We start from the raw sequence: 26,451 nt of genomic DNA, 5'->3' as shown, positions 1-26,451 counted from the left end.
GCCTTGATTTCCTGTAATAACAGGGATCAAGGCCTTTTTTTATAATAGGAACATATGTTCTCTAAAAACCTCCCAACATCATCCCTAGTCTCTGCTTTTATCGTCCATTTCCCCGGCAACGCATTCGTTATTAGGGTGTAAGATTATATCATCGGGAATCAAGACAAGAGGACATACCGAAGACACACACAGTCAAACGTTAGCCGGCCATTAGGGCCGGTTTTTTCATGCGGTGATCGTCTCTGTCGGTTCCCGGGAATTCGTTGTACAGAAAGGAGGAGTCGTGTTGCCTAAGCAAGGGATGCTGCAATGCATGAGTACGAGGCTGCGCCGGATGAGAACACGAAAGTGGAAAAAAGCCTGGCTGAATAGCCACAACATGCGAACGCAGGGGACGCAAAGGTGGCATGCCGCAGGATGAGACAAGCCTTTAAGCAAAAGCTCATTGAAATTATTCCAGCGCTGCAAGGGCGTGTATACGATGTTCAGCCACCGTCGCAGACGGCAGAGGAGCCGTATGCTGTTATGGCGCTGGGCGAGGAAATTTGGAAGTCTTCCTGGGCCGGCTATCGGCAGGTTGTTCGCATCAAGCTGTACGCAGGACAAGCCGGGCTGGCGCAGGCTGATGTATGGGCGAATGCCCTGATTGCCGGGCTGCACCGGGAACCAGTGACAGGTGCAGGTGAGGATACATCGGCTTTTACCGCGCACTATTTGGGTGTGCGGGATGCAGAAAAGCTGGACACTGTTACGGGCAAGGCCTATAGAACGCTGCGTTTTGGCGTGTATGTGCCTGAGACGGAAGGTGGTTCGGCCGTTCCAGCAAACGGTGCTACACAGCCGGAAGAGTGGCTGGCCGCGCTGGTCCGCTGGACGCAGAAGCAACTGGGCGAAACGTGGTCGGTATACGCCGACGCATGGCCAGCACAGCCGGGCCGGCACGCGGTACTATGGCGGATGAGCGGCTGCGAAACTAGGATGGCGGGAGCCTCCATGTATGAGCTGCGCAAACGGTTCATCGGGCATATTACCGCCCCGGACACCACTGAAGAAAACCGCGCAGCTTCCGCACTGATCGAGGGCTTTGCCGCTCAAATCCAGCTTCCTCTGGATCAGGACAAAGGCCGTTATATGTCTACAGCTGAAGCTTCAGCTGATTTGCAGGCAGATGCCATTTTAGACGGTCAGCTTCGGCTGATGCTGGTACAGCGGCGTATGCGCCCAGCTGAGGAAGCAGCGTTGATTCGCAGAGTGGAAATTCATCCTATTTTGAAATGAGGTGGTCCGAGTGACCTTGGAAAATCATGAGAAGGCCCCGGTACATTCCGGGCAGGAAGCAAGCGGCCCTCGCTATACGCTGGAGGAGCTAAAGGAGCACGCAGAACAATTGTTTTCCGTGAAAGAAGAAGTGCTGGCAGGAGCCTTTTTTGGCACACAGGACAAGCTGTTTACGGTAGCAGAAGCACACACTAAAATCGAACAATTTATGAAAGCGAAGGTGGACTAATTATGGCAGGCGGAACATGGGAAAACACGAATAAACCGGTATTGCCGGGTTTGTATATGAATTTTCAGGCAGCAGCAGCTTCAGCAATTCAAGGTGGGTCACGTGGTACGGTCGTTGTACCCGTTAAGGCGAATTGGGGCCCTGTACGTGAGTTTGTAGAGATCGGCAGTGAAACGGCAATCAGCCAAATCTTTTCGGGTGACAGTCTGGACGGTGCGACCGCGTATTCGACGCTGTATCTGGCATTGCTGGGCGGTCCGAAAAAGCTGCTAGCCTACCGTTTGGCAGATGATACAGCTGCTGAAGCATCTGTGACGCTGAAAAGCGGCGGTGCGACCCCGGCGGATGTGCTGCGTCTGAAGGCTTTGTACACAGGTAGCCGTGGTAATGGTTTCGCTGTAACTGTACAGCCAACTTTGGGCGATGAGCAAGCTCGTGAGGTGCGCCTCTATGAAGGAACCAAGCTGCTCGGCACGTACAAAGGCAGTGACGGTACAGCAGCCTCTATTGCCAAGGCCATGAACGAGAATAGCGAAAACGTATGGGTGAAGGCCGAGGTTGTTGGCGACGGCGGCATTCCGGTGGATGTCAGCGGCGTACACCTCACTGGCGGCAACAGCGGCAATAGCAAGCTGGTTAATGCCGATTACATCGCGATGCAGGAGGCACTTGAAGGACAGGAGTTTAATGTGTTGGCCCTGGATTATGCAGCTGATCTGGCATTGCTGCAAAGCTTTGCTGCCTGGATCAAGCGTGTCCGCAACGAAGGTAAGGGCGTAATCGCTGTATTCGGCGGTTCTGCGGCAGATGATGTGTCCAAAACAGCTGTCAGCTTGGCCTCTGCACGTTCCCTGGCACTGAACCATGAAGGCATCGTGAACGTCGGTACAGGCGTACGTCTGGCAGGTACGGACTACAGTTCCGCCCAAACGGCTGCTTATGTAGCCGGGCTGATTGCAGGTCAACGTCTGAATCAATCGGCAACGTATGCGGTTACACCTTTTGAGGATGTGACCCGTCGCTGGACACGTTCCGAGCAGGAGCAGGCAGTCCGTAATGGTGTCTTCCTTTTGTTCTTTGACGGTCGTCAGGTCAAAGCGCTGCGTGGCATCAACAGTTTGGTGAACCCGGCTGCTGGACAAAACAATGCATGGAAGAAAATTCGTTCCATCCGTGTCATGGATGCTATTAATGCTGACTTGCAGCGTGCAGCCGAAGAGACTTACATTGGCAAAATCAACAACACGGTGGAAGGTCGTCTGGCGCTTATCGGTGCGATCAAAGAATACCTGGCACAGCTGTCGCTGAGCAACGTCATCGAAGCAGATGGCTACGATGTCATTCTCGACCCGGCTTACTACGGCGATGCACCAGTCATCAAACCGGAGCCGGATCAAGTGTTCCTGCAATGGAACGTGAAGCTTACCGACGTGATGGAGCAACTGTTCGGCACATTTTACGTGCAATAAATAAGCATTTTACGTGTACAAGCATTTCGCAGGCAATCAGCAGAAATGGTGTAGCTTGTTAACAACGAGGATTTTGTGAAATCCCGAACTATATTATGGATCATTTTGAGGAGGAAAAAGAAATGTTGGATGCTTCAAGAGTCATTTTAGGTACGTATGGTCAGGCGCATGTGGACGGGGTGTGGCAGACGAATATCAACAAGCTGGAAGCCAGCGTGGAAATGGAAAAACGCGAGCTGAATCTCGTGGGCAATGAGTGGAAGGTGCACAAGCGCGGTATCAAAAAGGGAACGGGAACAATGAGTGGCTACAAGGTCACATCCGATATGATTCGTCGCGGTTTTAACCGTTTTGAGATTATTACTAAATTGGATGATCCAGAAGCCTTCGGACATGAAAGTATTCGTCTCATTCGTTGCACTGCTGACAAAATCCAACTGGCCAACTGGACAGCAGGAGAAGAAGTACAGGAAGAAACGACCTTCACCTTTGAAGGTTATGAGCTGCTTGATCCGATTGTAGCAAACTAAATTGGAAGACGGGGGATGGGATGCTGTCAAGCGTTCCGTTCCCCAAATACAAATGAACAATAAGGGAGAATGACTTATGAGCTTGAATGAGAATATGACAGAAGAACAAATTTTGGACAGCCTGTTTGAAGCTGCCGAAAAACTACCTGAGGAAACGGTTCGTATCAAGCGCCTTGATATGAAAATTGTGCTGCACGGCCTGACCTCCAGTAAGGTGGACAGCATTCGTGAACGCTGCACGATTCGACGGACTGTGAAAGGTGCAGTGGATGAGAAGGTAGATACTGAAACGTTCAACGCCTTGTTGATTTCGGAAGCTACTGGAAAGCTGGAAGTGAAGGGCCTGTCCCTTAACGGTTGGGGCGATCCCCGGATTACAAGCCGCTTGAAGCTGTCCGGTGGCGAACAGTCTGTCCGCCGTATGCTGCTGGCTGGTGAACTGGATGCAGTAGGGGATAAGGTGCTGGAACTGTCCGGTTTTGGTGTTGAGATTGCTGATCTAAAAAACTAATCAGCTCCGGGGGAATGACGACGATGCTGTACCACTTGTGGGTCCGGCACCACCTCCGCCCCGGAGACTTTTGGCGGCTTCCCCGCGGTGAGCGCATGCTGCTGCTGGCGTTTGCCGAACAGGAAATGGATAGCATAGCAGCTTCAAAAGCATAAACAAGGAGGTGAACATGATAGATGGCAGAAGCATTAAATTACCGCATGAACCTTGTGATTGATCCTAAAAACGTCATTAAGGCGAACAGAGAATTGCGCGCAATGGAACGCTATTTTGAGCGGATTCAAGGACGTGTGTTGAAAATCGGCCGCACTCGCATGGCCCCGGAAATTGTGCTGAACGATATGGCCTCCAAAGGGCTGGATAATCTGTTGAACAAGATTAATCGGGTTAAATCCCAGATTATTAACGCCTCGGGAAATGTAAATGTGAAGGTGAATAGCGGCACTGCTAAAGCAGGCCCGGTTAAGTCTGACAATAACCTGGGTACGGTTTTAAAAGCAAATACTACTGCTATAGAGGCCAATACGGCCGCTATTGCGGATTTAAGTACTAAGTTGGGATCTGTGACACCAGCTGCAGAGAAAAAAGAAGAGCCTAAGACGGTTTGGGGGAAGACAAAGGATTTTTTTAGTAATCTTAAAAAAATTGGTGGGGGGATAAAAAACTTATCTGAAGCACCTTCAGCGGGTAAAAAAGCATTGAAAGCAGGAAGAAAATTATTTACACGACCTGTTGGAGCAACTACTGGAGAAAAAATTAAAGATGTTGCAAAAAAAGCTTATTCTTTTGGGAAAAATGGTGGAGACTTCATGGAAAAAGTAGGTGGGGGGTTCTCAGATCTCTTTGAAGGTGGAGAGGGAATGTTTGGAGTCTTTAAAGGCGGTGGTAGTACTGCCACAGAAGCAGCTTCTAGTGCTGCTTCTAGCATTATAAACCCAAGTAGTGCTGCTGGAGCGGTTGAGGAAGCAGGATCAGGCTTATTCAAAAACCTTCTAAAAGGTGGAGCGAAAAAACTGTTGGGACCTTTAAGTTATGGGATGGATATTATGAATATCGCTCAGTCCGCTCCTGGTAAAGAACGCTCACAAGCTGTAGGCTCTGCTATAGGCGGGGGAGTATTGGGAGCCGTCGGTGGTATTGTAGGTTCAGTGATTCCAGGAGCAGGTACTGTTATTGGTTCTACACTAGGGAGTATGGCAGGTGATTGGATTGGTGGGAAAATTGGTGGATTAGTCTCAGATTATGGTCCAGCCATGATGGACAAAGCGAAGTCCGCTGGTAAATTTCTTGGAGAAAAAGCTTCCCAGGTTACAGGTTGGCTTTCAGATAAGGCTGGAGACTTCGGTAAAGGCTTTTCTGATTTCTTTTCTTTTGGTAAAAAAGATGAACCTAAGAAAGAGCCAGCTAAGCCACCTGAAGTACCCAAGCCTGCCACGCCACCTCAACCAGCTGTAGCTGTGTCGAATAAACCATTAACACCTATGCCACCATTTCCGGGGTTACCACCCGGCTCTCAAGTGATGTATGGACCTCCGCAACCAAGCGTAAAAGGCGCTGCTAACCCATATGGGCCGATGGCTATAGCTAACCAGGGAGTCAATCCAAACCCACTACTGAATACTGCGGCTCATGCGAACAATGGAGCCAAAGCTAAAGGCAAAGGTAATGGTAATCCGACACCTCAAGTAGTACAGATCAGTCCTGAACAGATGGGAACCCTGTCTGGCTTTTTGAAGGATTTTAAAACGGAAACCACCAACCAATTCAATCTTCCTGCGGGGGCTGTACAGGTCACTGTACATGAGAACAAGCTGGATGTGGATGGGCTTATTACGCAAATTGGCTACCGTCTCAAAGCTGAAATTCTGCGTGCAACGCAGAATACCAAGCCAGCAGGCGCTGGAGCTATGTAGTGCAGTATATGGTAGCAATGGGGAAGGAGGAAAGAGATGGAATTTAGTTTGACGGATGGTAAAGGAAAAAAGTTTCAGTTTCCAGTAAATCCTGAGGAAGTGACGATCTCACGGCAAAAAGGATTTGATACAACGACGATTTTATCCTATGGGGAGTTTGACTTCCCACAAGGGGAGAAGGTGAAGGAAATCTCCTTCTCTTCTTTTTTTCCGAAAGAATACAATCCAGCGTATTGCACATACGAAGATATCCCTGATCCACAGGAGGCCATGAACACGTTGAATGGCTTTTTGTTATCCAAGAACCCGTTACGTTTTATCATTACGGAGACAGCCGTGAATGTGCCAGTAATTGTGGCATCCCATAATTCCACCTTTCGCGGCGGCGAGTATGGGGATGTGAATTTTGATCTGTCACTGCGGACCTGGAGTGATATGAAAGTTGCCAAAAAAGCTGGCGTCACGGGAAGTAAGGCGGCTGCGGTCAACAAAAAACCTCGCACAGATATGAAAGAAAAGAAAAAAACATATACGGTTAAGTCGGGTGATTCCTTGTCCAAAATTGCCAAGCTGGAGTTGGGGGATAGTTCGCAATGGAGTCGTATTTATCAGCTTAATAAAAAGGTCATTGGACAAAATCCGAATGCAATTAAACCGGGTCAAAAGCTGGTGTTATCATGAGCTACAAAGTCATTTTACAGGATAAATATGATTTATCTCCTCTCGTGGAGAACATTAATTTGAGGGATTCGCTGGAGCAAATCGCCTATCAGGGCACGGTCAATCTGGTCGTTACGTCGGATATGCCGCCCATTTCTCCAGGGATGTCGATCCGGGTTAGTGGGATTCCTTATGGCAAAAAGGATTATGTCCCCTTGCTGTCTCCAGCGGTGATCTGGGAAGTTGAAACCTCTAACAACGGGCTCAAACGTATGACGCTGACGTTATATGACCGTACGGTGTATTTGGACAAGTCAGAGGATGAATATTTACTTCCTGCCAAGCAGACGGCTACTCAGCGTTTTCAGAAGTATGCTAGGGACTGGAAGCTGAAAATCGCTTCATTGCCAGATACGAAAAAAACGCTGGGACGCGCCGTATACCGCACACAGTCCATCTATTCTATGATGCTGGGAGATCTGCGCGAAACGGCAAAGGCGGGGGGGAAGCTGTATCATCCACGGATGATTTCTTCCGGCTTGGAGCTGTACGAGCTGGGAACGAACAAAGATGTGTATGCTCTGGAGAGAGTCACGGATACAACTCAATCCCGTACGCTGGAAGGTGCGGCCACGAGAGTGAAGGTACTGGCTACGGCTGCCAGTGAATCAGGCAATGAGGTACCGTCCAAGGTGATGGCGCTTGAGGAAAAGGACATTGCCAAATATGGGACACTTCAGGTGATCGTGCAGGATGACGAAGTCAAGTCTGGTGCAGCAGCACGTGAGTTGGCCAAAAGTAAGCTGAGAGGCATACAACAAACGATATCGGTAAATGCACCGGATATGAACACGATTCGAGCAGGAGACGCGGTAATGTTAGGTTCCATAAAGCTGTTGGTCATTTCAGTGAGCAGGGAATTAGGTAACCCCGGCAGTATGTCGCTGGAGCTCGGAACGTATGACGATGTAAAAAGGAGGTTTTACCTTGAATAAGGACCCCTATGGGCATTTGGCTACTGCGCTGCAATCTTCTTTTCATAAGCATACCAAGCAAGCACTGAGTGGGGTAGGCGCGGTACTAGGAACGATCACCTCCACGGGACTCAAGCTGGACGATTTTAAACATGAGCTTCAGGATTATCTGGTCGCCGAGCTACCGGGGCTGCTGTCTGTACCAAGTCATATGTATAAAGGCACCTCAACCGCAGTGGAATCGGAAAATTGGGAAGGCAAAGAGCTGAAAACTTCCTTTTATATCGGGGAAGACGAGCTGGAGGATGTGAATCTCAGTTTGAACGAAGGTCTTAAGCCTGGAGATCGTGTACTTGCGGTTCGGGTGAATAGCGGCAATGATGTGGTGGTCGTGTGCAAGGTGGTGAGTGGACGTGGCTAATTTATTCCCCGAAACAGATGATATGATCTGGACAGACACGGATATGACCGACCCGGATGTACTGGAGGATAACCGTGCGGTATTTGGGCGAAGCTGGCGGTTTGATTTTGAAGCTGGTGAGTTTGTTATGAGCCCTAGCCGTAAAATCGTGACTACAGGCGAGAAAGAAGCCTGGGTACAGTGGTGTGAAAAAGCGATTCGCACTCCTCGCTACCGGCATGTGATCTATTCACCTGACTATGGGAGTGAGCTGGAGGAGCTAATTGGCAGCAGCTATGGGCACGGTGTGCAAGAAAGCGAAATTAAACGCATGGTCACGGAGGCATTACTAGCAGATGCACGTACGGCTAGTGTGGATCAATTCACGTTTCGCTGGGAAGGTGAGGCGTGCCATTTTAGCTGCCAGATTACGAACGTGCGAGATGAAACAGAAATTGTGGAAAGTGTGGTGATCTAATGGCAGACTTGCCGGAATATTTGGTAGACCAGACGGAAGAGGGAATTTTAAATCGGATGCTGGAAAAAGTGCCTTCGGACATGGATAAGTCCGAGGGCTCTTTTATTTGGGATGCACAGGCGCCAGTAGCGTTTATGCTATCCGAAGCGGCAATCTGGGCGCAGGAGCTACTGCGACGTGGCTTTGCCAGCACAGCAGCCAGCGACAACCCGGATTTTCGCTCGCCGGAGCTGGATTTGCGGACAGCAGAGCATGGGGTGACACGGCGAGAAGCGGTTGCTGCCTCAGGTATGGTCAGTTTTACAGGCACAGCGGGAACGACCGTCCCGGCGGGAACGTTGGTGGCGACCCCGGCAGATGATGTATCCGGGGAAGCCTCCATTGAGTATGCGATCACGGCATCGGTCACGCTGGATGAACAAGGTGCCGGGGAAGCGGCTATTCGGGCGGTGAATCCCGGGCGCAGCGGTAATGTGCCTGCGGGTGTCATCCAAGTGATGGCAACCCCGGTTAGCGGGGTCGCCTCTGTGATCAATACGGAGGAAACCAAAAGTGGTACAGACGTTGAGAGCGACCAGTTGTTGCTGGAGCGTTTTTATGCCAAGGTGCGGAACCAGGGTACCAGTGGCAACAAGGCGCAGTATACCCAGTGGGCGAATGAGATTGCTGGAGTTGGTGGCGTAGAAGTTGTTCCTCTCTGGAAAGGGCCGGGAACAGTAGGGTTATATGTGCTGGATACGGATAAACGCGCGGCCAGCCCGGATATCGTGGCTGCGGTGCAGAAATACATTGATCCGACTCAGGATGGACAAGGAGAAGGGCTGGCACCAGCGGGCCCTGTGGTGACGATCATGCCAGCGACAGAAGTGGAAATTAATATCTCAGTTAAGGTACAGCGTACCAAAGAGAAGCCGTCCACACTGGATGAAATCAAAAAGCTGATCGAAAGCGGTGTGCGGACGTATTTGAAGCAGCTTGCTTTTTACAAAGAAGACCCGTTGGTACGGTATACCCGGATTTCTGCTGTGCTGCTCGACATTCCGATTATTATTGATTTCTCTGAACTGAAAATCAATGGACAGAGCAATCAGAATATTGAGATTGGATCAGGTCAGGTGGCAGTGCTGGGGACGGTGAGCGTCAGTGAGTAACAATGGAACGAACAGTTTTGAAGATTTATTGAATAATTCAGACCAGGGAAAACGTGCAAACCGTAGTGACACTTTTGTTAATCGGGTAACTATAGCGGGAGATACATTGGGCCAAATGAGCAGCGAGCGGGGACGCGAGCTGCTTTCCTATTTGCCTGCCTATTATGAAACCTCACGTGTAATGCGTTCCGATATGGATGCTAAAGGAAGCGAATTGGACGCTTTGTATCTTGCAATGGATGCAACGGTGGGACAGTTTTTCGTACGTACCGCCACGTGGGGGTTGGAACGCTGGGAAATGGAGCTGGGGATTGAAACCGATCTGACGAAGCCATTGGACCAACGGCGTGCGGTGGTGGAGTCGAAGCTGCGAGGGGCAGGAACTTTTTCCGGCCGGCTTGTCAAAAATGTAGCGGAGGCGTATGACGGAGGCACTGTAGATGTTATCTTTCATCCCGCCGAATGGGGATTTACCGTCAAATTTATGGATACCATCGGGATTCCGCCTAACGTGGAGGATCTTAAAGAAGCCATTGAGGAGATCAAGCCCGCTCACATGGCGGTGGAGTACAAATTACGCTACCTGACCATTGCTGAAGTCGAGTCTATGACCGTCTATGAAAATGAACATACAACACAGGATAGATATTTAGGAGGTGGCGCATAACATGGCAAGCGAAAAAACACCAAATCTTGGCTTAAATCAAATTGACCGCACATCGCCCAAAACCACGTATTTTGATCTGGAGAAGTATTTGGACCAAAACTGGCGCGCTGTAGATGATTTTGCAGGTGATGTGAATGATGGTGTGAATGCGATCAAGAAGCGTCTGGATACGACGGATCGTAAGGCGGTAACTTTGGAACCTGGGGTACAAATTGTTCATGCGGAAAAGGCATCTCCGTTTTCGCTGACGGGGATGAAAGGGCGTACGTTGGTGAATTTGTTGGGACGCACTGGAGGAATGGAAAGTCTGACAGGTTGGTCAGCTGTAAACAACACAGCAAAGCTGGAATTAAACGCAAGTAATAAACTTACAGGTAACAATGCTCTTGAGGTTACCGTTAGTACAACACCAGTTGGTATAGCTGGAGCTTATGGTTTGCCTCTTAAATTTGGAGAGGGGGCGCCGTATTATTTGATCCGTGGTTATGTTAAAAATGGGAATCTTTCAGGTACTGATGCTAGGGCATATATTCAATTGACTGACGAAATTGCATATGCGGTGGATATGAGTACTACGGATTCAAATGAATTTACTTTTTGTTATGCGGTATATGATGCTAGAAAAGCCGCTAAAGCACCTATTCCTTATGCTGTTTCTCGCGGATCTGTTGGGCAGTATGCTTACTTTGATGAAATGGCTGTTTACGAACTGAGTTCATCTGAGGCCACAGCAATTAAAAGTATGTCACCTGAACAGGTAGCTGCCGAATATCCATATGTGAACAGTGTAATGCCTGTGTGTAATCCTTATGCGATTCGGTATGGGGAGAATATGCTGCCTAGCATTTACGAAGCTGAAAACAGTGTGACCACAGGTTCAAAAAAAATTACCGCTCCATATGTCGCCACTCTCACTAAGAGTACAGCAGGATATAGCTCGTATGCCTGGAACCTCCCGGCTGCAGCTAGTAAAGCTTACACTTTATCCATGAAAGTGTCAGTATCTAATATCGGGGGAGTCATTGGTGCAGGTGGTTACTACAATATCCGTGCACTAGATGCGTACGGGAATTACGTTGGGGTACCCTTAGACACTGGCCCATACGCAGTAGCTAACGGTGAGCACACTTTATCACAGACGTTTACAACTCCTGTTGGGACATTTGGATTGTGTATTATAGTTGGAGCGGATACAGGTGTTTTTGGTACGTTTGTTTTTTCAGAAATGATGCTCAACATCGGAAGCATTGCCAAACCATTCAAATCACGTGAGGACTCCATGCTGGCATTACAAACGGACCTGTATGCCGATCCTGTTACGGGCGAAAATGCTGACACGGTATTTGAGAGAGAGGGTCAGTATTTCAAATCTAAGAAGTGGAATGCCATAGTGCTGGATGGCAACCGGGAGTACGCGTTTTACACATCGGTAATCGGTAATAAAACGGTAGGTTCACTAAACAATGGAATTACCCCAGCCATAGACGGTACGGGGATATTCGTCAAATTTAACAGCAAGGTTATTAAAGAGTCGAATTACGCAACTGCAATTGGTCAATCCGACAGTTACAATATAGGATCATCGAGCAGTAATGGCACGTACGATAATTTTCAAATAGGTGTCTCGCTTACAGACAGCGGATGGGGGGACAGTTATACACCGACATCGGACGAGATTAAGGCTTATTTCAATGGTTGGAAGATGTATCTTGCGGGACAAGGAGATGTAAGCAAGCCTTTTAATAACGAATCTGCAGGCAAGGCGTGGTGCCCAATAGATTCTATTTATGTGGCCAACGGTACGCCATCTGCAACGTTTTTCGTTACAACATTACCAACAACAGGGATAACTTCCTTGACATACACAAGATATGGAATTTGGACAACGCAACAACTCGTGTATCAGCTTAAGACACCTACTGTTGAACCCATCGTTAGTGAGGGACAGCTATCCTTTATTGAGGGAGGGAATCAGGTCGAAGTCGGTACGGGGATTATACTACGTGAACGATCAAAGGCAGTTTACACAAATGGAGCTTACTATATAAACGGTCGTACAGATGATCCGAGTATTTTAAAAAATAGAGTAAATAAAATCTTAGCCGTTTATAGAGATGGTAAAAAGGATTCGTCATGGATAATTGCCACAGTTTCAGATCAATACCAATCTACCTTCGGCAAAGAGCAAGTGTATACTTTGACCGCCAATTTCAATTTATCGTCGTCTTACAATACTACCTACCTAATGTTTGATCGTTCACCCGTTGTCAAATTTATCGGAACTTATACAGCCAATGAAAAAACGCTTTTACTTGACTTGGTAGATAGTGTTCAACAGAATAGTACACGTTTGTCGGTCGTTGAAAATGGGAGGGTAGAGAACGATATCACCTTAAAATGGATAGCTCCTACATTACTCAACGGGTGGGTTAACTATGATAATACTCGTAGGCCAGTAGGCTACTGTAAGGATTCTCAAGGCTGGGTACATGTACAGGGATTTATTCGCGGAGGTGCTACTGCTTTTGGAACACAGATTTTTACATTACCGGATGGTTATGAAGCGGAAAGGCCAATGGAGGTTGCGGCGCTTTCTGCTGAAGGTAGTGTCCCTTATCCCTCAACTATATATGTAGGCGAGAGCAGTATACAGTGTGATAATGCAGTACACAATTCTTATTTAATACTAGATTTTAAATACCGTGCAAAACAAGGGGAGTGACCAAATGAAAGCAGTTCCTAAAGTGAATATAAGCGGTCTCTATCTAGAGGACGAGCTTGTGGACGATGCCTTTGTGGGTGTCGTCCCTTTTTATGCTTCCTTAGAAACCAGAGATCAGACTATGAAGGAAAAAAAAATCGCTGGCTATACCGTTGGTATTCCAGTTCCACCGGGCTTATACCAGCCTCATTTTGACATTCAATCCTGGCTAACCCAAGAAACAGAATATGGTGAAAAACTGTTAGAAGCCCAGAGGGCGTATGAGCAACTCAGCAAGGAATCGCAAGCTTCATTTCAGAAGCTACATGATGAATGGCAAAACAAGCTGGAAAACGAACGTGGAGACGAACCTATATATTCTGCTCCGGCTTTTGCGACTCCAGAACGAAGAGATCCAACGACGTTCTGGAGTGAAGGATTAAGTGCCGAGGCGATTAAGGAACTGACACAAAAAGCAGAGCAACAGCCAAGTGAGACAGATCAATTGAAGCAGCGTATTGCAGATCTCGAAGTAGTGCTGAGTCAGTTCATGCTTGGTAACACAGGAAAATAACCAAGTACCGACTCCTGTTTAACTGCAAAAATCTTATTTAAAAGAGGTGAAGTCATAACTATGACTGCTTTAACAGAGACTCAATTGCGTATTTGTGCTTATGCTTGTGTTACCCGCTATGATCGGGGAGAAGGTAATATAGCAGCTATCATTGGAAGCTACGCTTTAGATGAAAAACAACGTAAACAAGTGAAGGAAATGATTTTATCCCATCGTTCTGATCTGGTATTGGACAACGTAGAGGAATCGTCATCTATGGAGGTTTCCAGTGCACAGCGAGAACCGGTTAAATGGTATAGCTCTATTTTTCGTAAAAAAACGGTATAGAGCAGAGGGCAAAAATGCCTGTACTCAAAGGAGGAGCGAGCATGTATGAAAGAATGGATCTGATTATAATGGGTTTCTCCAAGTTGAAAATGAACAGACAAAGCAATCCTTTTATAACGATTCAATTCGGTCAGGGGGTAGAGCTGGGGATGGTGAGTGTGGATGGATATTGACGAAAAAAAAGAATCTGTTATCCAAGATGTAACCGATGATTTTAGTAATCGAATGTTCAGTTCGCGGGGACCGGAGCTATTTTCCTATCTTCCTGCCTATTACGAAGCATCTCGTGTTATGCACGTCGATATGGATGCAAAGGGTAGCGAACTAGATGCTCTATATCTCGCGTTGGATGATACGTTAGCTCAGTTTTTTGTTCGTACTGCCACTTGGGGGCTCGAACGCTGGGAAATGGAGTTGGGTATCCAAACCCATTTGGAAAAACCGCTGGAACAGCGGCGATCTGTTGTGGAGTCAAAACTTCGTGGAAGCGGCAAATTTTCAGGGGATTTAATACGGAAAATCATGAACTCTTTTGATGTGGAAGGGGAAGTAGACTTTCATCCGACGGAATATAAGTTCAGTATAAGCTTTAAAAATCGCATCCCTGAAAATATGATTGATTTCAAAAAGATCATTGAGGATATTAAGCCTGCTCATCTTGCTTTTTATATGAATAACAAAACCAGGCTTACATTTCTTCATGAAAATGAAATAGTTTCTCGTATTCGATTACGTTCGAGAGTTCGCTTTTTGGGTGGAAGGCCATGGTATTTAGATGGTGTCGAGTTACTGAACGGAATAGCTTCTTTGTCCGGGTGGACAGAGGAACCTATGCGCTATTTGAACCGTTCAAAAATGGTCATCAAGCATCGAGTGGATCATCATCAGGAAGGCAGAATGAAAATTCGAGACCATTATTGGAAGTTAGATGGAAGTATGAAGCTGGACGGTAGTCAGATGTTAAGCTCAACCGAGAAAGTCATTTCAATCTAAACAAATATAACTTTTATTTTTAAGATAGAAAGGATGGTAAGTATGGCAGAACAAGTTTTGACAGTCACGACTGCATATGCAAGGGAACAAATGGCTCGTGCCCGCGCTGAGGGAGGAACGCTAAGTAAAGTAGTAAAAATGGCATTTGGTAGCGGAGGTGTGGATCAAGCAGGGAAACCACTGCCTTTGGATGGAACAGAACAGGTGTTGAAAAAGGAACTGGTTCAAAAGGATATTACGAGCTTTGAATTTATTGCTCCTGCAACAATTCGATATACCTGCTCACTGGCAGAAAATGAATTGGCGGGAGAAACGATTAATGAGCTGGCTTTAGTAGATTCAGCAGGTAAGCTGACGGCTGTTCGTACGATGAGTAACAAGGTCAAGGATAGTGATATGGAGTTTGTTTTCGAAATTGATGACATCTATTAAGGAGGATACAAAATATGAGCATACAACAACCACGCAGATTTGTTACTACCGACCAAGGACATGCGGACGTCCTGAATGGACCGATTGATACCCTTTATGCTAACGATCTGGAATTGGCCGCACAGGTTGAAAATATCAAAAAGGACCCGGCTGGAAACGGTGTTGCTTCTAAGGAAGCGTTAGACAACCATGCCAGCAATACAGAGATCCATGTTACGGCAGCCAAGCAAGCGGTATGGAGTGCAACAGAGGGGAATGCCAAGAAGTATACAGATCAGTACGCTGCTCCCAAGCAGCATAGTCACCCAGCATCAGATTTGCCTTCTGCATCCACACAGGCTAGGGGGATTGTGCAACTTAATACATCTACCGGAAGTACAGCTACAGATCAGGCAGCTACTCCCAGTGCGGTAAAGGCAATAGGTGATGAATTAAGACAACTTATTAATAGTGTAAAGGAGACTGGTTCTGTGAAAAGCATACAAAGATTTAGTATTTCCAGTAATGTGCCTGACGGTATTGTAAATATTGCACCTGTCAATGTCGGAAAAGCAATGTTGAACTTAACAACTTACGGAGATGATGATAGCCATATGGCCAGCATTATAAGCCCAACGCAAGTCAAATTCACTCATGAAAGAGGCGGAGATTATTATATTTTTGCAAGTTTTGAAGTCATAGAATTTAATTAAGGTGGGGATGTTATATGAAATATTTTGCTCAGTATAATAATGATTGCGTAATATTCGCAGTATCGCAGAGTATTGAAGCGCCAGCAGGTGATAAAGTAATTGAAGTTAATGGATACGAAGTATTAGGGAGTAAATTCCATCCGGATACAGGTGATTTCGAAAGAATTCCAGCACCGAATCCTAGGCCGTCTGTGGAGGAAAAGCTCCAAGAAGAAATTGAGATATTAAAACAAGCTGATCTGGATAACAAAGAGACAATTGCAGGGCTGATTCAGTTCGTTATGTCACAACAGACCGATGTTTAAGTAGAATTCTAAGAATAGTACTATTTGCTTTAGCATAATAACCAAAGGTGGTAATACGGTGGACAATAAAATCAAAAAAGCATTCGCTGCAACTTTCGTACAACTTATTTTATCTGGTCGTCGTTCGATTGAAGATGTGCCAGTAGTGCTGCAAGACATGGTTAAGACAAATTTGGATTTAGCCAAAACTGAACAAGTATAACAAACACGCCCGCGCAGAGCGTGTTTTTAAATGCCCTTGAATCAGTCCAAGGGCATTCATTTTACACCTTGGTTCAAAAGGGGGAACAAATATGCATGAAAAGATCGATCAGATTTGGCTGGGGCTATCCACGGGGACCTTGATCGGTTATTTTTTTGGGGGGTGGACCACAATGTTGACGTTGCTGTGGTGGATGGTCGTGATCGACTTTTTCACCGGATGGGCAGCGGCCTGGATTAATGGGGAGCTAAAAAGCCGCCAGGGGTATTACGGTATTTTTCGCAAGGTTACCGTGTTTTTGCTCATTACGGTAGCTCATCTAATCGACGGTATTCTCGGGGATGCACATTACTTCCGGGATGCCGTCGTTTTCTTTTATTTAGCGAACGAGCTGTTGTCCATTATTGAAAATGTGGGCAGAATGGGAGTGCCGATGCCGGATATTTTGCGGAATGCGGTAGCTATTTTTGAGTCCAAGTCGAGTGGAGAAAAAATAAAGCCAACCGACCCTTCCGACAAAGAAAATAAAGCTTCATAAAGTGCCACTAGTGGCCACTACCAAAATAGGCAGACTACCTTTTCGCCCTTTTTTCGGTGTAAAAGTGGAAAAGCCCAGACCGTATGGATGGTCCAAGCATATGGATAACAGAGACAAAGTGAGCTACAACATTATGAATGATAAGGAGGGAACGCCTTATGCAGAATCGCAGCCCTAACGCTGCCGAAGGCATTGACGTATCCCGATATCAGGGAACGATTGATTGGAAGCGTGTACGAGCCGATGGTAAATCGTTTGCCTTTATTAAAGCGAGTCAAGGACAGCGTTACGTCGATCCGACATTTATCACGAATGCAAAAGGGATCAAGGCAGCCGGGATTCTCCTGGGAGCTTACCATTTTGTAGATGCAACTAGTGTAAACGCAGCAAAAGCGGAAGCCAGGCATTTCGCCGAGGTGCTGGATCAGGTGGGGGGTGCGAAAGCGCTGGACTTGCCAGCGGTGATGGATTACGAAAATAATCCGGGAGGGCTTAGCTCGGCCGCGATTCATGAGGTTGCGTTGGCATTTATAACGGAATTTGAACGAGTAAGCGGCCGCAAGCCGATGGTATATACAGGGAATGCTTTTGCTGCCCATTTCAAAGCCCCATTGGGTAGTTATAAGCTGTGGATTGCGCGTTATAGTACACGAGTGCCCGGCGACACCACGGCATGGAAGCGCTGGGACTTTTGGCAATACAGCGATAGTGGACGGGTTGATGGAATTCAAGGGCCGGTTGACCTGAATGTATACGTCGGAACAGAGGCCGAGCTACGCCAAGCATTTGTAGGAGAAAAGGGGGATGAGCCAATGACAGCAGAGGAAAAAGCGGCATTTAAGGCCCTGCAGCAGCAGGTCGCCGCCCTTGAAAACAGCAAAGATGTGCTTAAGCAGACGTTGAATGAACAAAGCGCTTATATTAAAAAGGTGGATCAGCGGGTAGCTGAACTGGAGGCGCGTCAGGCTATGCCTGTACCGACCTGGGCGAAGGAAGCGATGGCTGCCGCTGTTGCATTTAATCCGGCAAGCCCGATTGTGGATGCGAAACTGCCAAGCAGTTACGATTTTTATCGCTTACTGGTCGTACTGAACCGTCTGGGTGTGTTTAAAACAACCAAATGATCTTCGAAAGAACTCATTCACTGCCAATCCCACTTTTATATGAAATGAGTAAAGCAGTTACGCCCGAAGTCTAAATAGACAGGCGGTTGAAGGCAACCGCCTGCCCTTATTGCACCCTTATTCGAAAAGCAATTCAATATCCTCTTGGCTAATCCGAGCAGATTCAAAGTCCGAAGGAGTGAAGTGAACATTTTGCTGACTAAGTGTAAAATCAATCACACGGTGTAGAGTTTGGACATACATATGCATAAATTCAGTTATACTTTCTTTTTCAAACATTTCCGTGCTGTACATCATATGGACCACCAACTGGTCGTTAACAATCAGGCTGTTGATTTCGATGCCAGCCGTTAGATGATTGGCGTAGTCCACATCTTGAAGGCCTGGAGTATGCTTATATACATAGTCTGAACTCTGACTTTCGTGATCGAACTGTCCCAGATAATTGAAGCGTAGGGGACGAATCTTTTTACTTTTTTCAATAGCTCCTTGCATGTATTTTAAAATGCCATAACCGATACCCTGTTGGGGAATGCGTCGGCGCAGTTCCTTGACATATGCAATGACACTGCCTATTTCTGTACCTGGCACTTGAATACGTAAGGGATGTAACGCCGTAAACCAGCCAACCGTTCTGGATACGTCTACGTGATCCAGGCTCCTTCCGTGATGCTCAACCTCATAAGTGAAATCGTCCAACCCGATCCATTCCTTTACACTTAACGCCAAGGCAGCTAGCAGTAAATCCACAGGCTCAGTATGATAGACCTGATTCGCCTTGGTGAGCAGTTTGTGCGTATGGGTAGGGGAAAGTTCTCCTTCGACGACTGCACATGAAGCATAGTTTACGGCAGTAGCTGGCTGGCTTGTGATGAATGCTGGAAAATGGTCGTTGCCGCCCTCCATTTCATTCCAAAAATCAAGCTCCTCCCGTAGATCCGCAGTAGTGGAATAATGATGAAGCTCCTTGGCAAAGGTTTGAACAGAGGCTGTTTTTCTTGAAAAATGTACCTCCTTGCCTTCTTCTAAGGCATGATAAGCCTCCAATACATCCTCCAATATAATTCTCCAGGAAACTCCATCTACAACCAGATGATGCGCAGTGATGAACAATTCCCAGGTTCCTTGTCCGTGATCGAATATAGCTGCTCGAATAGGAAGACGGTGGGACAGATCGAAACCGGATTGCAAGCTATGCACCAGCTTATTGAATTCATGCTGCCAAGCATCTGCTGAAATAGGCGTCATGTCATAACAATCCAGCTTGAACGGGATTGCAGTGAGTTCCGGGTTATAAAATAACTTGCCAGCCGGGTGTATGCTCATCCTTAAAGCATCGTGATGCTCAATTACCTTGTGAAATGCCTTTTCTAGAGCAGAACGATCCATTTCATTTTTCAGCAGAAGCAAGACCGATTGATTATAGTGATGAGGATTATGAAATGACTGCTCCATAAACCACAAGGAGATCGGTGTAGGCTGAATTTCTCCGCTGACGGGAGCTGAAGAATCGTACAGTCGGCTCTTTTGGCGTGTGTAATGAGCAAGCTCTGCTATACTGGGATGCGCTAAAACATCCTGTACACCCACTTCCAAATCATAGTTATTTAATTTGGATGTCATCTGGATCGCTTTAATAGAGTCTCCGCCCAGTGCGAAGAAATTATCGTGGATACCTATGATAGACGTATGGAACAGCTCTTCCCAAACCTGCACGAGAATGCTTTCCACCGTATTATGGGCTTCCTCATATATGTCAGTTAATCCAGAGGACACGTCTGGCACAGGAAGCTTTTGCTTGTCCACCTTGCCATTGGATGTAAGCGGAATGATTTCCAGCTGGAGTATGTGGCTTGGTACCATATAATGGGGAAGACAAGCATGTAAATAATCTTTGAGAAGCTTGGGAGAGATAACACGATCAGATACATAATAGGCACACAAAACGGGATATCTATTCGCATCGCCTGTTTCCACAACGTTTACGACAGCATGCTGGATGTCAGGATAGGAGGATAAAGCTCCTTCAATCTCACCCAGCTCGATACGAAAGCCTCTGATTTTGACTTGGTTATCATTTCGGCCAAGGTATTCGATCAGGCCATTTTCCAGCCGTATCCCCATGTCACCGGTTTTATACATTCGTTCGCCAGGAACAAAAGGATTATCGAGAAACCTTTCTTTTGTGAGTTCCAGTCTGTTCAGATATCCTCTTGCCACTCCATGACCGGAAATGTAGATTTCTCCTTTTACCTGCACAGGAACAGGCTTTAAGTGCGTATCCAGCAAATATACAGCCACGTTATCGGAAGGCACACCGATGGGAACGGATCTTCTGCTATCCCGGTCTGCATCATACATATGGATCATGCAGCCTACGACGGTTTCCGTAGGTCCGTACTCATTGAACAGGGCAATACTTCCGCCAAACTTGTCATGAATGTTGTGAGCAAGACTGACTTTGAGATCTTCTCCTCCTACAATGCATTTGCGGACGCTCGATGTACGAATGTCCGACTCTTGTAGAAGGGACAAGTGTGCGGGAGTTAGCTTTACAATGGTTGTACGTTGGTCTTTCATAATGCGGAACAATACAAATTCGCCGGGATCATCATCTCTGTAGAGGTTAATGGCATGTCCGCTGATTAATGGGGTGAATATGGAAGTGACAGTCAGATCAAAGGCTATTGACGAATAACAAGCAAAGACCTCGTGAGCTGCGGACAAGTAGGTTTTATTCGCCCACCATATGTAATTCACAAGTCCCTTGTGCGGAACTGCCACTCCTTTAGGTTTGCCTGTGGAACCGGAGGTGTAAATTACATAAGCGAGCTGGTTCGGTCCGCTTTGTGGCTTCAAATTCGAGCAATCTCCATGGTACAGGGATGCATCGTCTATACGATAAACTCCTCTGGAAAATGAAATATCATCATTCAAAGGTGCATCGGTAAGAAGCAAAGCAGCCCCGGAATCCTCCAGCATATAGCTAACACGGTCAGCTGGATAGTGAGGATCTATAGGCAGATAGGCCCCACCTGATTTCAACACAGCTAAGATCGAAATGATAAGCTCAAATGAATGCCCAGCCATGATCCCCACGATACTCTCTTGCCCAATACCACGGCTTTTTAAAAACCTCGTCAGTTGGTTAGCTTGTTCATTTAACTCACGATAGGTTAACGTGTGCTCTTCAAAGTAACAGGCAATATTAGTAGCTTTTTCAACGACTTGCTGCTCAAATAACTGAGTAATGGTTAGGGACGAGGGATAGGAAGAACGTGTTTGATTCAGCCCATAGATCAGCTCATTTTGTTCCTGCGGAGATAGCATTTCAATTTCCGCAATCGGGGTCTGTGGCTGCTCGATCATCTCGCGAACGATATGAATGATATACTCAAACATTTTTGCGATCTGCGTCTCACTGTAAGAATTCACTTTATAGTCAAAGTCCAGCGTAATTCTTCCGCTCCCCTCCCAGTCACGAATAACCAGTTGCAGCGCATAAGGTTGATAACCACTGAAAACCTCCTGAACTTCATAGGGGCACCCATCAAATTGGGGACTAAATTTCATATTGTAATAATTAACACACATATCAAACAGACTGTTATATCCTTTTTGAGCAAGCTCCAGGTCACTAGCTAGAAGATCATATGGATATTTTTGATGAAAATAAAAATTCATCAGTTCTGCCCCCACATGCTTCATCAAAGAGCAGGCATCTAAAGCTTCATCCAGTTGGATGCGAAACGGCATGGTGCTGGTGAACATACCAAACGTATTTTTTTGTTTTTTGCCCGATCTGTTTAGGACTGGAGTCCCGATCACCACATCGGTTTCTTGAGTCGTCCGGTAGATGTAAAGCAGAAGGGCGGATACGAATAATACGTTTACAGAAAGTTTGGAGCTTTGGATAAAGGTCTGAATGATACGTGAAGTTTCACTGTCGATGGCAAAGGACGTTCGAACGGCCGAAATATCTTTGCTTTTGTTGATAGGTATCATGTCGGGTAAGGTTTGGAATTTTTCATGCCAGAATATTTTATTTTTAATAAAACGCTCAGATGTTAAATAGGCTTGTTCTTGATCAATGATAGGTATGTAGGAATATTCTTCATCAGCAGGCAGGGGGCTGTGGTTAACCAGTAGTGTATAATACTGCGAAATTCGTTCAGACACGATATGTAAGGCCCAACCGTCTGCAATAATATGATGAAATTGACCCAAATAACCAACATCACCAGGCCCAAGTTTAAAAATAACAAAAGAATACAGTTTGGCATTCAACAGAGGCATAACCTGTCCACTCACAGCCTTCAGCCATTGTTCAAAATGAAGTAACGGATCAGGCTCATGACTAAAATCAATACATGCGATCTGCTCCTTTTCATAGGGCTTCACGTACTGTACGGGTTCTCCATTTTGCTCTTCGATCTGGATGCGGAGGCCTTCCGTTTTGGAAATGAAGAGTTGAATCGCTTTCTCCAGCGCGTCAAACTCTAGTTCCTTTTGAATGCGTACAAGTCCGGTCAAATTGTGCATGGCTGTCGTACCATATATTTTCTCGTTATACCAAACTCTTTTTTGAGAATGCGTTAATGCATAGAACATCCATTAGCCTCCTTATACATGCAGATATTGAAAAACATAGAGTCTACATAAAAATGATCCTAGCCCACCCAATAAAAACAATCAAGCAGAAAAAATGTATTTTTAAACAAAAAATAAAACGGATTTTCGACAATTTTATTCCAATTTAAAAAGGCGAGTTCCCTTTAAAAGGTTTCCGTAGGTTTACAATGGAATTTTTAAAAAAGTGTGAATTAGCTCACTACATCCGATATGGATGAAATGTTAAGGTGTTAATACAATTTCGATAATATTGATAAATATTAATTTATTAAGTATTTCTGGTAATTGACTCTCCGATTTCGCAATCAATATCCTGGCATTCTTCCTTAATTTTCCTTTAAATAAATCCATTCCTATTTAACATATATTTACTCTTAAACTATTTAATTATCCATAAATTAAATATACAAATTGTGTATATTTATTCATGATGTTGAATACTATTTATCCTAGTTTTTTTATGTAATTACTAGATAAATAGTCTTACATATATTGGTCAAGCAAGCTTTGATTACATATTACAAAGAAAGCTGGAGCGATTATGGAATGTAAAAAGATGATCATGAGAAAAATGGCAGCGGTTATCCTGATTTTCGCTTTAGTGGCTACATGTATTCCGCCCAGTCGTGCGGAGGCCGCAGCAGGATTGGATGAAAACACCACTCAGCGTTTGGAAGCATTTATTCATGAGAAGATGCAGGAAGGTCATATCCCTGGAATGACAGTTATTGTGGTTCGTGGAAAGGAAACGGCCTATCTCAAAAGTTTTGGGTATGCCAATGTGGACAAGCAGGTTCCTGTAACACCCGAGACAAGCTTTGAAATTGCCTCTTGCTCCAAAGGATTTACAGCACTTGCCGTGCTGCAACTACAGCAGCAGGGGTTGTTGAAGCTGGATGATCCCGTTTCAAAGTTTTTTCCATGGTTTCAAGCCAAGTATAAGCACCAAAATGTCGAGATTACACTGCGGCAGCTGTTACATCACTCCAGTGGCATTCCATGGTACACAATTACCGACATCCCGATCTCCAACCGTCCCGATTCACTGGAACAGGTTGTACGAAATGTGAATGGCCTGGAATTACATAATCGTCCTGGCGAACGCTTTGAATATGCCACCATTAACTACGCAATCGTGGGGGCTGTCATTCAAAAGGTCACAGGGCAACCTTACGAAGATTATATGAAGACCCATATTTTTCAGCCTTTAGGTCTGAATAAAACTACTCTTTATCCCACAGAAGCCGCACCCACGATGGCAACAGGCTACAAGAACGGCTTTTTTCAAGCACGTGAATATCAATCCCCTGTCTTTAGAGGAAACCGTCCCGCTGGTTATATCATGATGGACGGAAATGACCTCGCCACTTGGCTCAAATATCAGTTGGGCAGCCTGAAATCTCCCATGACTCCATTAATTATGGAAACTCATGCGCCTGACCGCACCGTTACCCCCAGCAAGTTTGATATGTCGTCTTATGCTATGGGCTGGGCTGACTACCAAAGTGGAAACGGAGAGGTGTCCAAGGCTGGATTAAATCCGAATTTTTCTGCTTATATGGTTTTTCGCCCTCAGGATCAGCTGGCTGTAGGGATTATGGCAAACAACGGTACCACGTTAACGTATATCACCGGGCATGGTCTTATGGACATTTTACGAGATCGTCAGCCTGTGTCTCCGTATGAGCCAGATCAGAAAACAGACAATGCGTGGTCCGTTATTACGATCATGCTGGCATGTTATGTGCTGGCGGTAGTGGTCCTGTTGATGACGGTGGTACGAGATATCATCCGCAAACAACGTGTTTTGAAGCCTTTGAATCCAAAAAAGCTGCTCACATGGCTGCTATTTTTACTTTGCAGTACACCATTTTTGTATGGAGTTTATCTGGTTCCTACAGCCATGCAGGGCGTTTCTTGGACAACTGCGATCGTCTGGTCTCCGTTTAGCTTTCCGTTTGCGATTGCAGCCTTGGGGCTGGGATTGCTCTTGAGCTTTGGCTACCTGGTGTTGGGTACGCTTTTTCCGAACACAGACGAAAATAAACGCTCGCTTCCTTTACTGGTAATGATGAGCTTGCTGAGCGGGGCGGCGAATGCTTTTGTCATTTTTATCGTCAATTTCTCAATTGGCAGCGAAATACCGCTCAAATATCTGCTGTATTATTTCGGATTAGCGCTGGCGGTTTATATTTTCGGTCGCAAGCTGATTGAAACCAAATTAGTGAAGATTACCTACAACATGATTTATCGAAAACGAATGGAACTGATTCAACGTGTGCTACACAGCTCTTATGACAAATTAGAACGCATGGACAATGGCAAAATTTTAGCCACTTTAAATAATGATACAGAGATGGTGGGCTTCTCGGCCAATGTGGCGGTGGGGTTCGCGACCAGTCTACTGACAGTCATCTGCTGCTTTGTTTATCTCGGTACGATTTCATTTTGGGGCACGATACTCTCCCTGGCTGTCATTGCGGTGATTGCCGCATTTTATAGCATCGTCAGCGGTACGGCTAACCGCTATTGGGAAGAGGCGAGGGATACCCAAAACGTGTATTTGGGGTTCATCGACCATATGCTCAAAGGTTTTAAAGAGCTTAGTATGCATGGACGCAAAAAGACGGAGTTTAGCAGCGATATTCAGGATAGCTGTGAACAGTATCGTCAAAAACGCTCCGTGTCCCGCATTAAATTTACCAATGCACTGGTGCTGGGCGAGACGCTGCTGATTTTAATTTTAGGTGTAGTTACCTTTGTGTTCCCGACGATTTTCCCGAACATTAAGGATTACACATTAATTCAATTTGTTGTCGTGTTCCTCTACTTGATCGGACCCATCAACGGATTGTTGCAGGCTGTGCCGGAGCTGTTCCAGATTCGGACCTCCTGGCGAAGAATTAAAGCCTTTATTGCGGAAATGCCGACTGATGACAGCGGAGAAGTGTATGATACTGCGAGTTTGGTGGATGAAGAAGTGGCTGTGGAACGAATTGGTTTTCATAATCTTAGCTTCGAGTACAGCAACGTGACTGGAGAGTCCAGCTTTCTGGTCGGACCTATTACACTGGAAGCGGCTAAAGGACAGACCATTTTCATCACAGGCGGCAACGGCAGTGGTAAAACGACGCTTGCTAAATTAATGACTGCCCTCTATCCTCCACAAACGGGATACATCACGATCAATGGAGAAGTCATTGATGCCCGCACGTCGGGCGAGTATTTTTCCACCGTCTTCTCTGATTTTCATCTGTTTGAGCGCTTGTACGACATTGATTATAAGGAAAAGCAGTCCGACATTGAGCGTTATCTGAAAAGACTGGGACTGGAGGAAAAAGTAACGGTCAAGGATGGATATTTCAGTACGCTCAAGCTATCAGGTGGACAACGAAAGCGACTTGCGCTTTTGATCTGTTATCTGGAGGATCGACCCGTATATTTGTTTGACGAATGGGCTGCCGATCAAGATCCGGAATTCCGCAAGTTCTTTTACCATACACTTCTGCCTGAAATGAAGGCGGCGGGTAAAATTATTTTCGCCATTACGCATGATGACCATTATTTCCATACCGCAGACCGACTGCTGAAGATGGAAATGGGGCAGATGAAGGAGCTGGAGGTGTTGAGTGCTGAAGTCAGTGGCTCATAACCAATCCATTAAAATTTAT

At 46.1% G+C, this 26,451-nt stretch carries 25 protein-coding genes; 24 read left to right on the top strand and 1 reads right to left on the bottom strand.

Going from position 1 to position 26,451, the window contains the following annotated elements; all coding sequences use genetic code 11:
• Window positions 1–417 precede the first annotated feature (417 nt).
• The 23 genes from BM358_RS05540 to BM358_RS05440 all read left to right on the top strand — a co-directional run bounded on the left by BM358_RS05540 (window position 418) and on the right by BM358_RS05440 (window position 18,148).
• On the top strand, window positions 418–1,278 hold the full coding sequence (locus BM358_RS05540) for a hypothetical protein (RefSeq protein WP_028543150.1): 861 nt from the start codon (window positions 418–420) through the stop codon (window positions 1,276–1,278).
• Between the two features lie 10 nt (window positions 1,279–1,288).
• Window positions 1,289–1,507 (top strand): YqzN/YkzM domain-containing protein, encoded by a 219-nt coding sequence (locus BM358_RS05535; RefSeq protein ID WP_028543149.1) that lies wholly within the window; start codon window positions 1,289–1,291, stop codon window positions 1,505–1,507.
• A gap of 2 nt (window positions 1,508–1,509) precedes the next feature.
• Window positions 1,510–2,976, top strand: coding sequence for a phage tail sheath family protein (locus BM358_RS05530; RefSeq protein WP_023987375.1), 1,467 nt, complete (start codon window positions 1,510–1,512; stop codon window positions 2,974–2,976).
• Between the two features lie 122 nt (window positions 2,977–3,098).
• Window positions 3,099–3,506 carry a phage tail tube protein gene (locus tag BM358_RS05525; RefSeq protein WP_013309122.1) on the top strand — a complete coding sequence of 136 codons (408 nt, stop codon included), beginning with the start codon at window positions 3,099–3,101 and terminating at the stop codon, window positions 3,504–3,506.
• Between the two features lie 76 nt (window positions 3,507–3,582).
• Complete coding sequence (locus tag BM358_RS05520) at window positions 3,583–4,017, top strand: phage tail assembly chaperone (protein WP_007429164.1); 435 nt, start codon at window positions 3,583–3,585, stop codon at window positions 4,015–4,017.
• Between the two features lie 176 nt (window positions 4,018–4,193).
• Window positions 4,194–5,930 carry a hypothetical protein gene (locus tag BM358_RS05515; RefSeq protein WP_028543148.1) on the top strand — a complete coding sequence of 579 codons (1,737 nt, stop codon included), beginning with the start codon at window positions 4,194–4,196 and terminating at the stop codon, window positions 5,928–5,930.
• 36 nt (window positions 5,931–5,966) lie between these two features.
• Window positions 5,967–6,611 carry a LysM peptidoglycan-binding domain-containing protein gene (locus BM358_RS05510; protein ID WP_028543147.1) on the top strand — a complete coding sequence of 215 codons (645 nt, stop codon included), beginning with the start codon at window positions 5,967–5,969 and terminating at the stop codon, window positions 6,609–6,611.
• Entirely contained in the window at window positions 6,608–7,585 is a 978-nt protein-coding gene (locus tag BM358_RS05505; protein WP_023987379.1) for an XkdQ/YqbQ family protein, read from the top strand. The genes BM358_RS05510 and BM358_RS05505 overlap by 4 nt, the downstream gene beginning before the upstream one ends.
• Window positions 7,578–7,985: a hypothetical protein gene (locus tag BM358_RS05500; protein WP_028543146.1), complete on the top strand. Its 408-nt coding sequence runs from the start codon at window positions 7,578–7,580 to the stop codon at window positions 7,983–7,985. The genes BM358_RS05505 and BM358_RS05500 overlap by 8 nt, the downstream gene beginning before the upstream one ends.
• Window positions 7,978–8,442 carry a DUF2634 domain-containing protein gene (locus tag BM358_RS05495; protein ID WP_028543145.1) on the top strand — a complete coding sequence of 155 codons (465 nt, stop codon included), beginning with the start codon at window positions 7,978–7,980 and terminating at the stop codon, window positions 8,440–8,442. Before BM358_RS05500 ends, BM358_RS05495 begins: the two co-directional genes overlap by 8 nt.
• Complete coding sequence (locus BM358_RS05490) at window positions 8,442–9,593, top strand: baseplate J/gp47 family protein (RefSeq protein WP_028543144.1); 1,152 nt, start codon at window positions 8,442–8,444, stop codon at window positions 9,591–9,593. The genes BM358_RS05495 and BM358_RS05490 overlap by 1 nt, the downstream gene beginning before the upstream one ends.
• Complete coding sequence (locus BM358_RS05485; protein ID WP_028543143.1) at window positions 9,586–10,260, top strand: YmfQ family protein; 675 nt, start codon at window positions 9,586–9,588, stop codon at window positions 10,258–10,260. Before BM358_RS05490 ends, BM358_RS05485 begins: the two co-directional genes overlap by 8 nt.
• Window position 10,261: 1 nt before the next feature.
• Window positions 10,262–12,982 (top strand): hypothetical protein, encoded by a 2,721-nt coding sequence (locus BM358_RS05480; RefSeq protein WP_028543142.1) that lies wholly within the window; start codon window positions 10,262–10,264, stop codon window positions 12,980–12,982.
• Between the two features lie 4 nt (window positions 12,983–12,986).
• Window positions 12,987–13,535, top strand: a complete 549-nt coding sequence (locus tag BM358_RS05475) for a hypothetical protein (protein ID WP_028543141.1) — start codon at window positions 12,987–12,989, stop codon at window positions 13,533–13,535.
• A gap of 60 nt (window positions 13,536–13,595) precedes the next feature.
• Window positions 13,596–13,862: a hypothetical protein gene (locus tag BM358_RS05470; RefSeq protein ID WP_028543140.1), complete on the top strand. Its 267-nt coding sequence runs from the start codon at window positions 13,596–13,598 to the stop codon at window positions 13,860–13,862.
• Window positions 13,863–13,903: 41 nt separating this feature from the next.
• Window positions 13,904–14,035 carry a hypothetical protein gene (locus BM358_RS26715; protein WP_256253340.1) on the top strand — a complete coding sequence of 44 codons (132 nt, stop codon included), beginning with the start codon at window positions 13,904–13,906 and terminating at the stop codon, window positions 14,033–14,035.
• Between the two features lie 52 nt (window positions 14,036–14,087).
• Window positions 14,088–14,855 (top strand): putative phage tail protein, encoded by a 768-nt coding sequence (locus BM358_RS05465; protein WP_028543139.1) that lies wholly within the window; start codon window positions 14,088–14,090, stop codon window positions 14,853–14,855.
• Window positions 14,856–14,897: 42 nt separating this feature from the next.
• Window positions 14,898–15,287, top strand: coding sequence for a phage tail-collar fiber domain-containing protein (locus BM358_RS05460; protein WP_028543138.1), 390 nt, complete (start codon window positions 14,898–14,900; stop codon window positions 15,285–15,287).
• A gap of 14 nt (window positions 15,288–15,301) precedes the next feature.
• Window positions 15,302–15,979 carry a phage tail protein gene (locus BM358_RS26710; protein ID WP_231517277.1) on the top strand — a complete coding sequence of 226 codons (678 nt, stop codon included), beginning with the start codon at window positions 15,302–15,304 and terminating at the stop codon, window positions 15,977–15,979.
• Window positions 15,980–15,993: 14 nt separating this feature from the next.
• The gene (locus BM358_RS05450) at window positions 15,994–16,284 is read left to right on the top strand and encodes a hypothetical protein (RefSeq protein WP_028543137.1); all 291 of its coding nucleotides are present in this window, start codon (window positions 15,994–15,996) and stop codon (window positions 16,282–16,284) included.
• 58 nt (window positions 16,285–16,342) lie between these two features.
• Window positions 16,343–16,486 (top strand): CD1375 family protein, encoded by a 144-nt coding sequence (locus BM358_RS26370; protein ID WP_155990489.1) that lies wholly within the window; start codon window positions 16,343–16,345, stop codon window positions 16,484–16,486.
• Between the two features lie 91 nt (window positions 16,487–16,577).
• On the top strand, window positions 16,578–17,024 hold the full coding sequence (locus BM358_RS05445) for a phage holin family protein (RefSeq protein WP_023987387.1): 447 nt from the start codon (window positions 16,578–16,580) through the stop codon (window positions 17,022–17,024).
• 158 nt (window positions 17,025–17,182) lie between these two features.
• Window positions 17,183–18,148, top strand: a complete 966-nt coding sequence (locus tag BM358_RS05440) for a glycoside hydrolase family 25 protein (RefSeq protein ID WP_028543136.1) — start codon at window positions 17,183–17,185, stop codon at window positions 18,146–18,148.
• Between the two features lie 117 nt (window positions 18,149–18,265).
• Here the strand turns inward: BM358_RS05440 and BM358_RS05435 are convergent, their stop codons facing one another.
• Window positions 18,266–22,759 (bottom strand): non-ribosomal peptide synthetase, encoded by a 4,494-nt coding sequence (locus BM358_RS05435; protein ID WP_028543135.1) that lies wholly within the window; start codon window positions 22,757–22,759, stop codon window positions 18,266–18,268.
• A 577-nt stretch (window positions 22,760–23,336) separates the two neighbouring features.
• Here BM358_RS05435 and BM358_RS05430 point away from each other — a divergent pair.
• Entirely contained in the window at window positions 23,337–26,432 is a 3,096-nt protein-coding gene (locus BM358_RS05430) for a cyclic peptide export ABC transporter (RefSeq protein ID WP_256253339.1), read from the top strand.
• The last annotated feature ends 19 nt before the right edge of the window (window positions 26,433–26,451 follow it).

This window comes from Paenibacillus sp. cl130 (genome assembly GCF_900116035.1).
GTDB lineage: Bacteria > Bacillota > Bacilli > Paenibacillales > Paenibacillaceae > Paenibacillus > Paenibacillus polymyxa_B.
The sequence above is the reverse complement of the archived record's forward strand: the minus strand, read 5'-3'. Positions and strand labels throughout refer to the sequence as shown.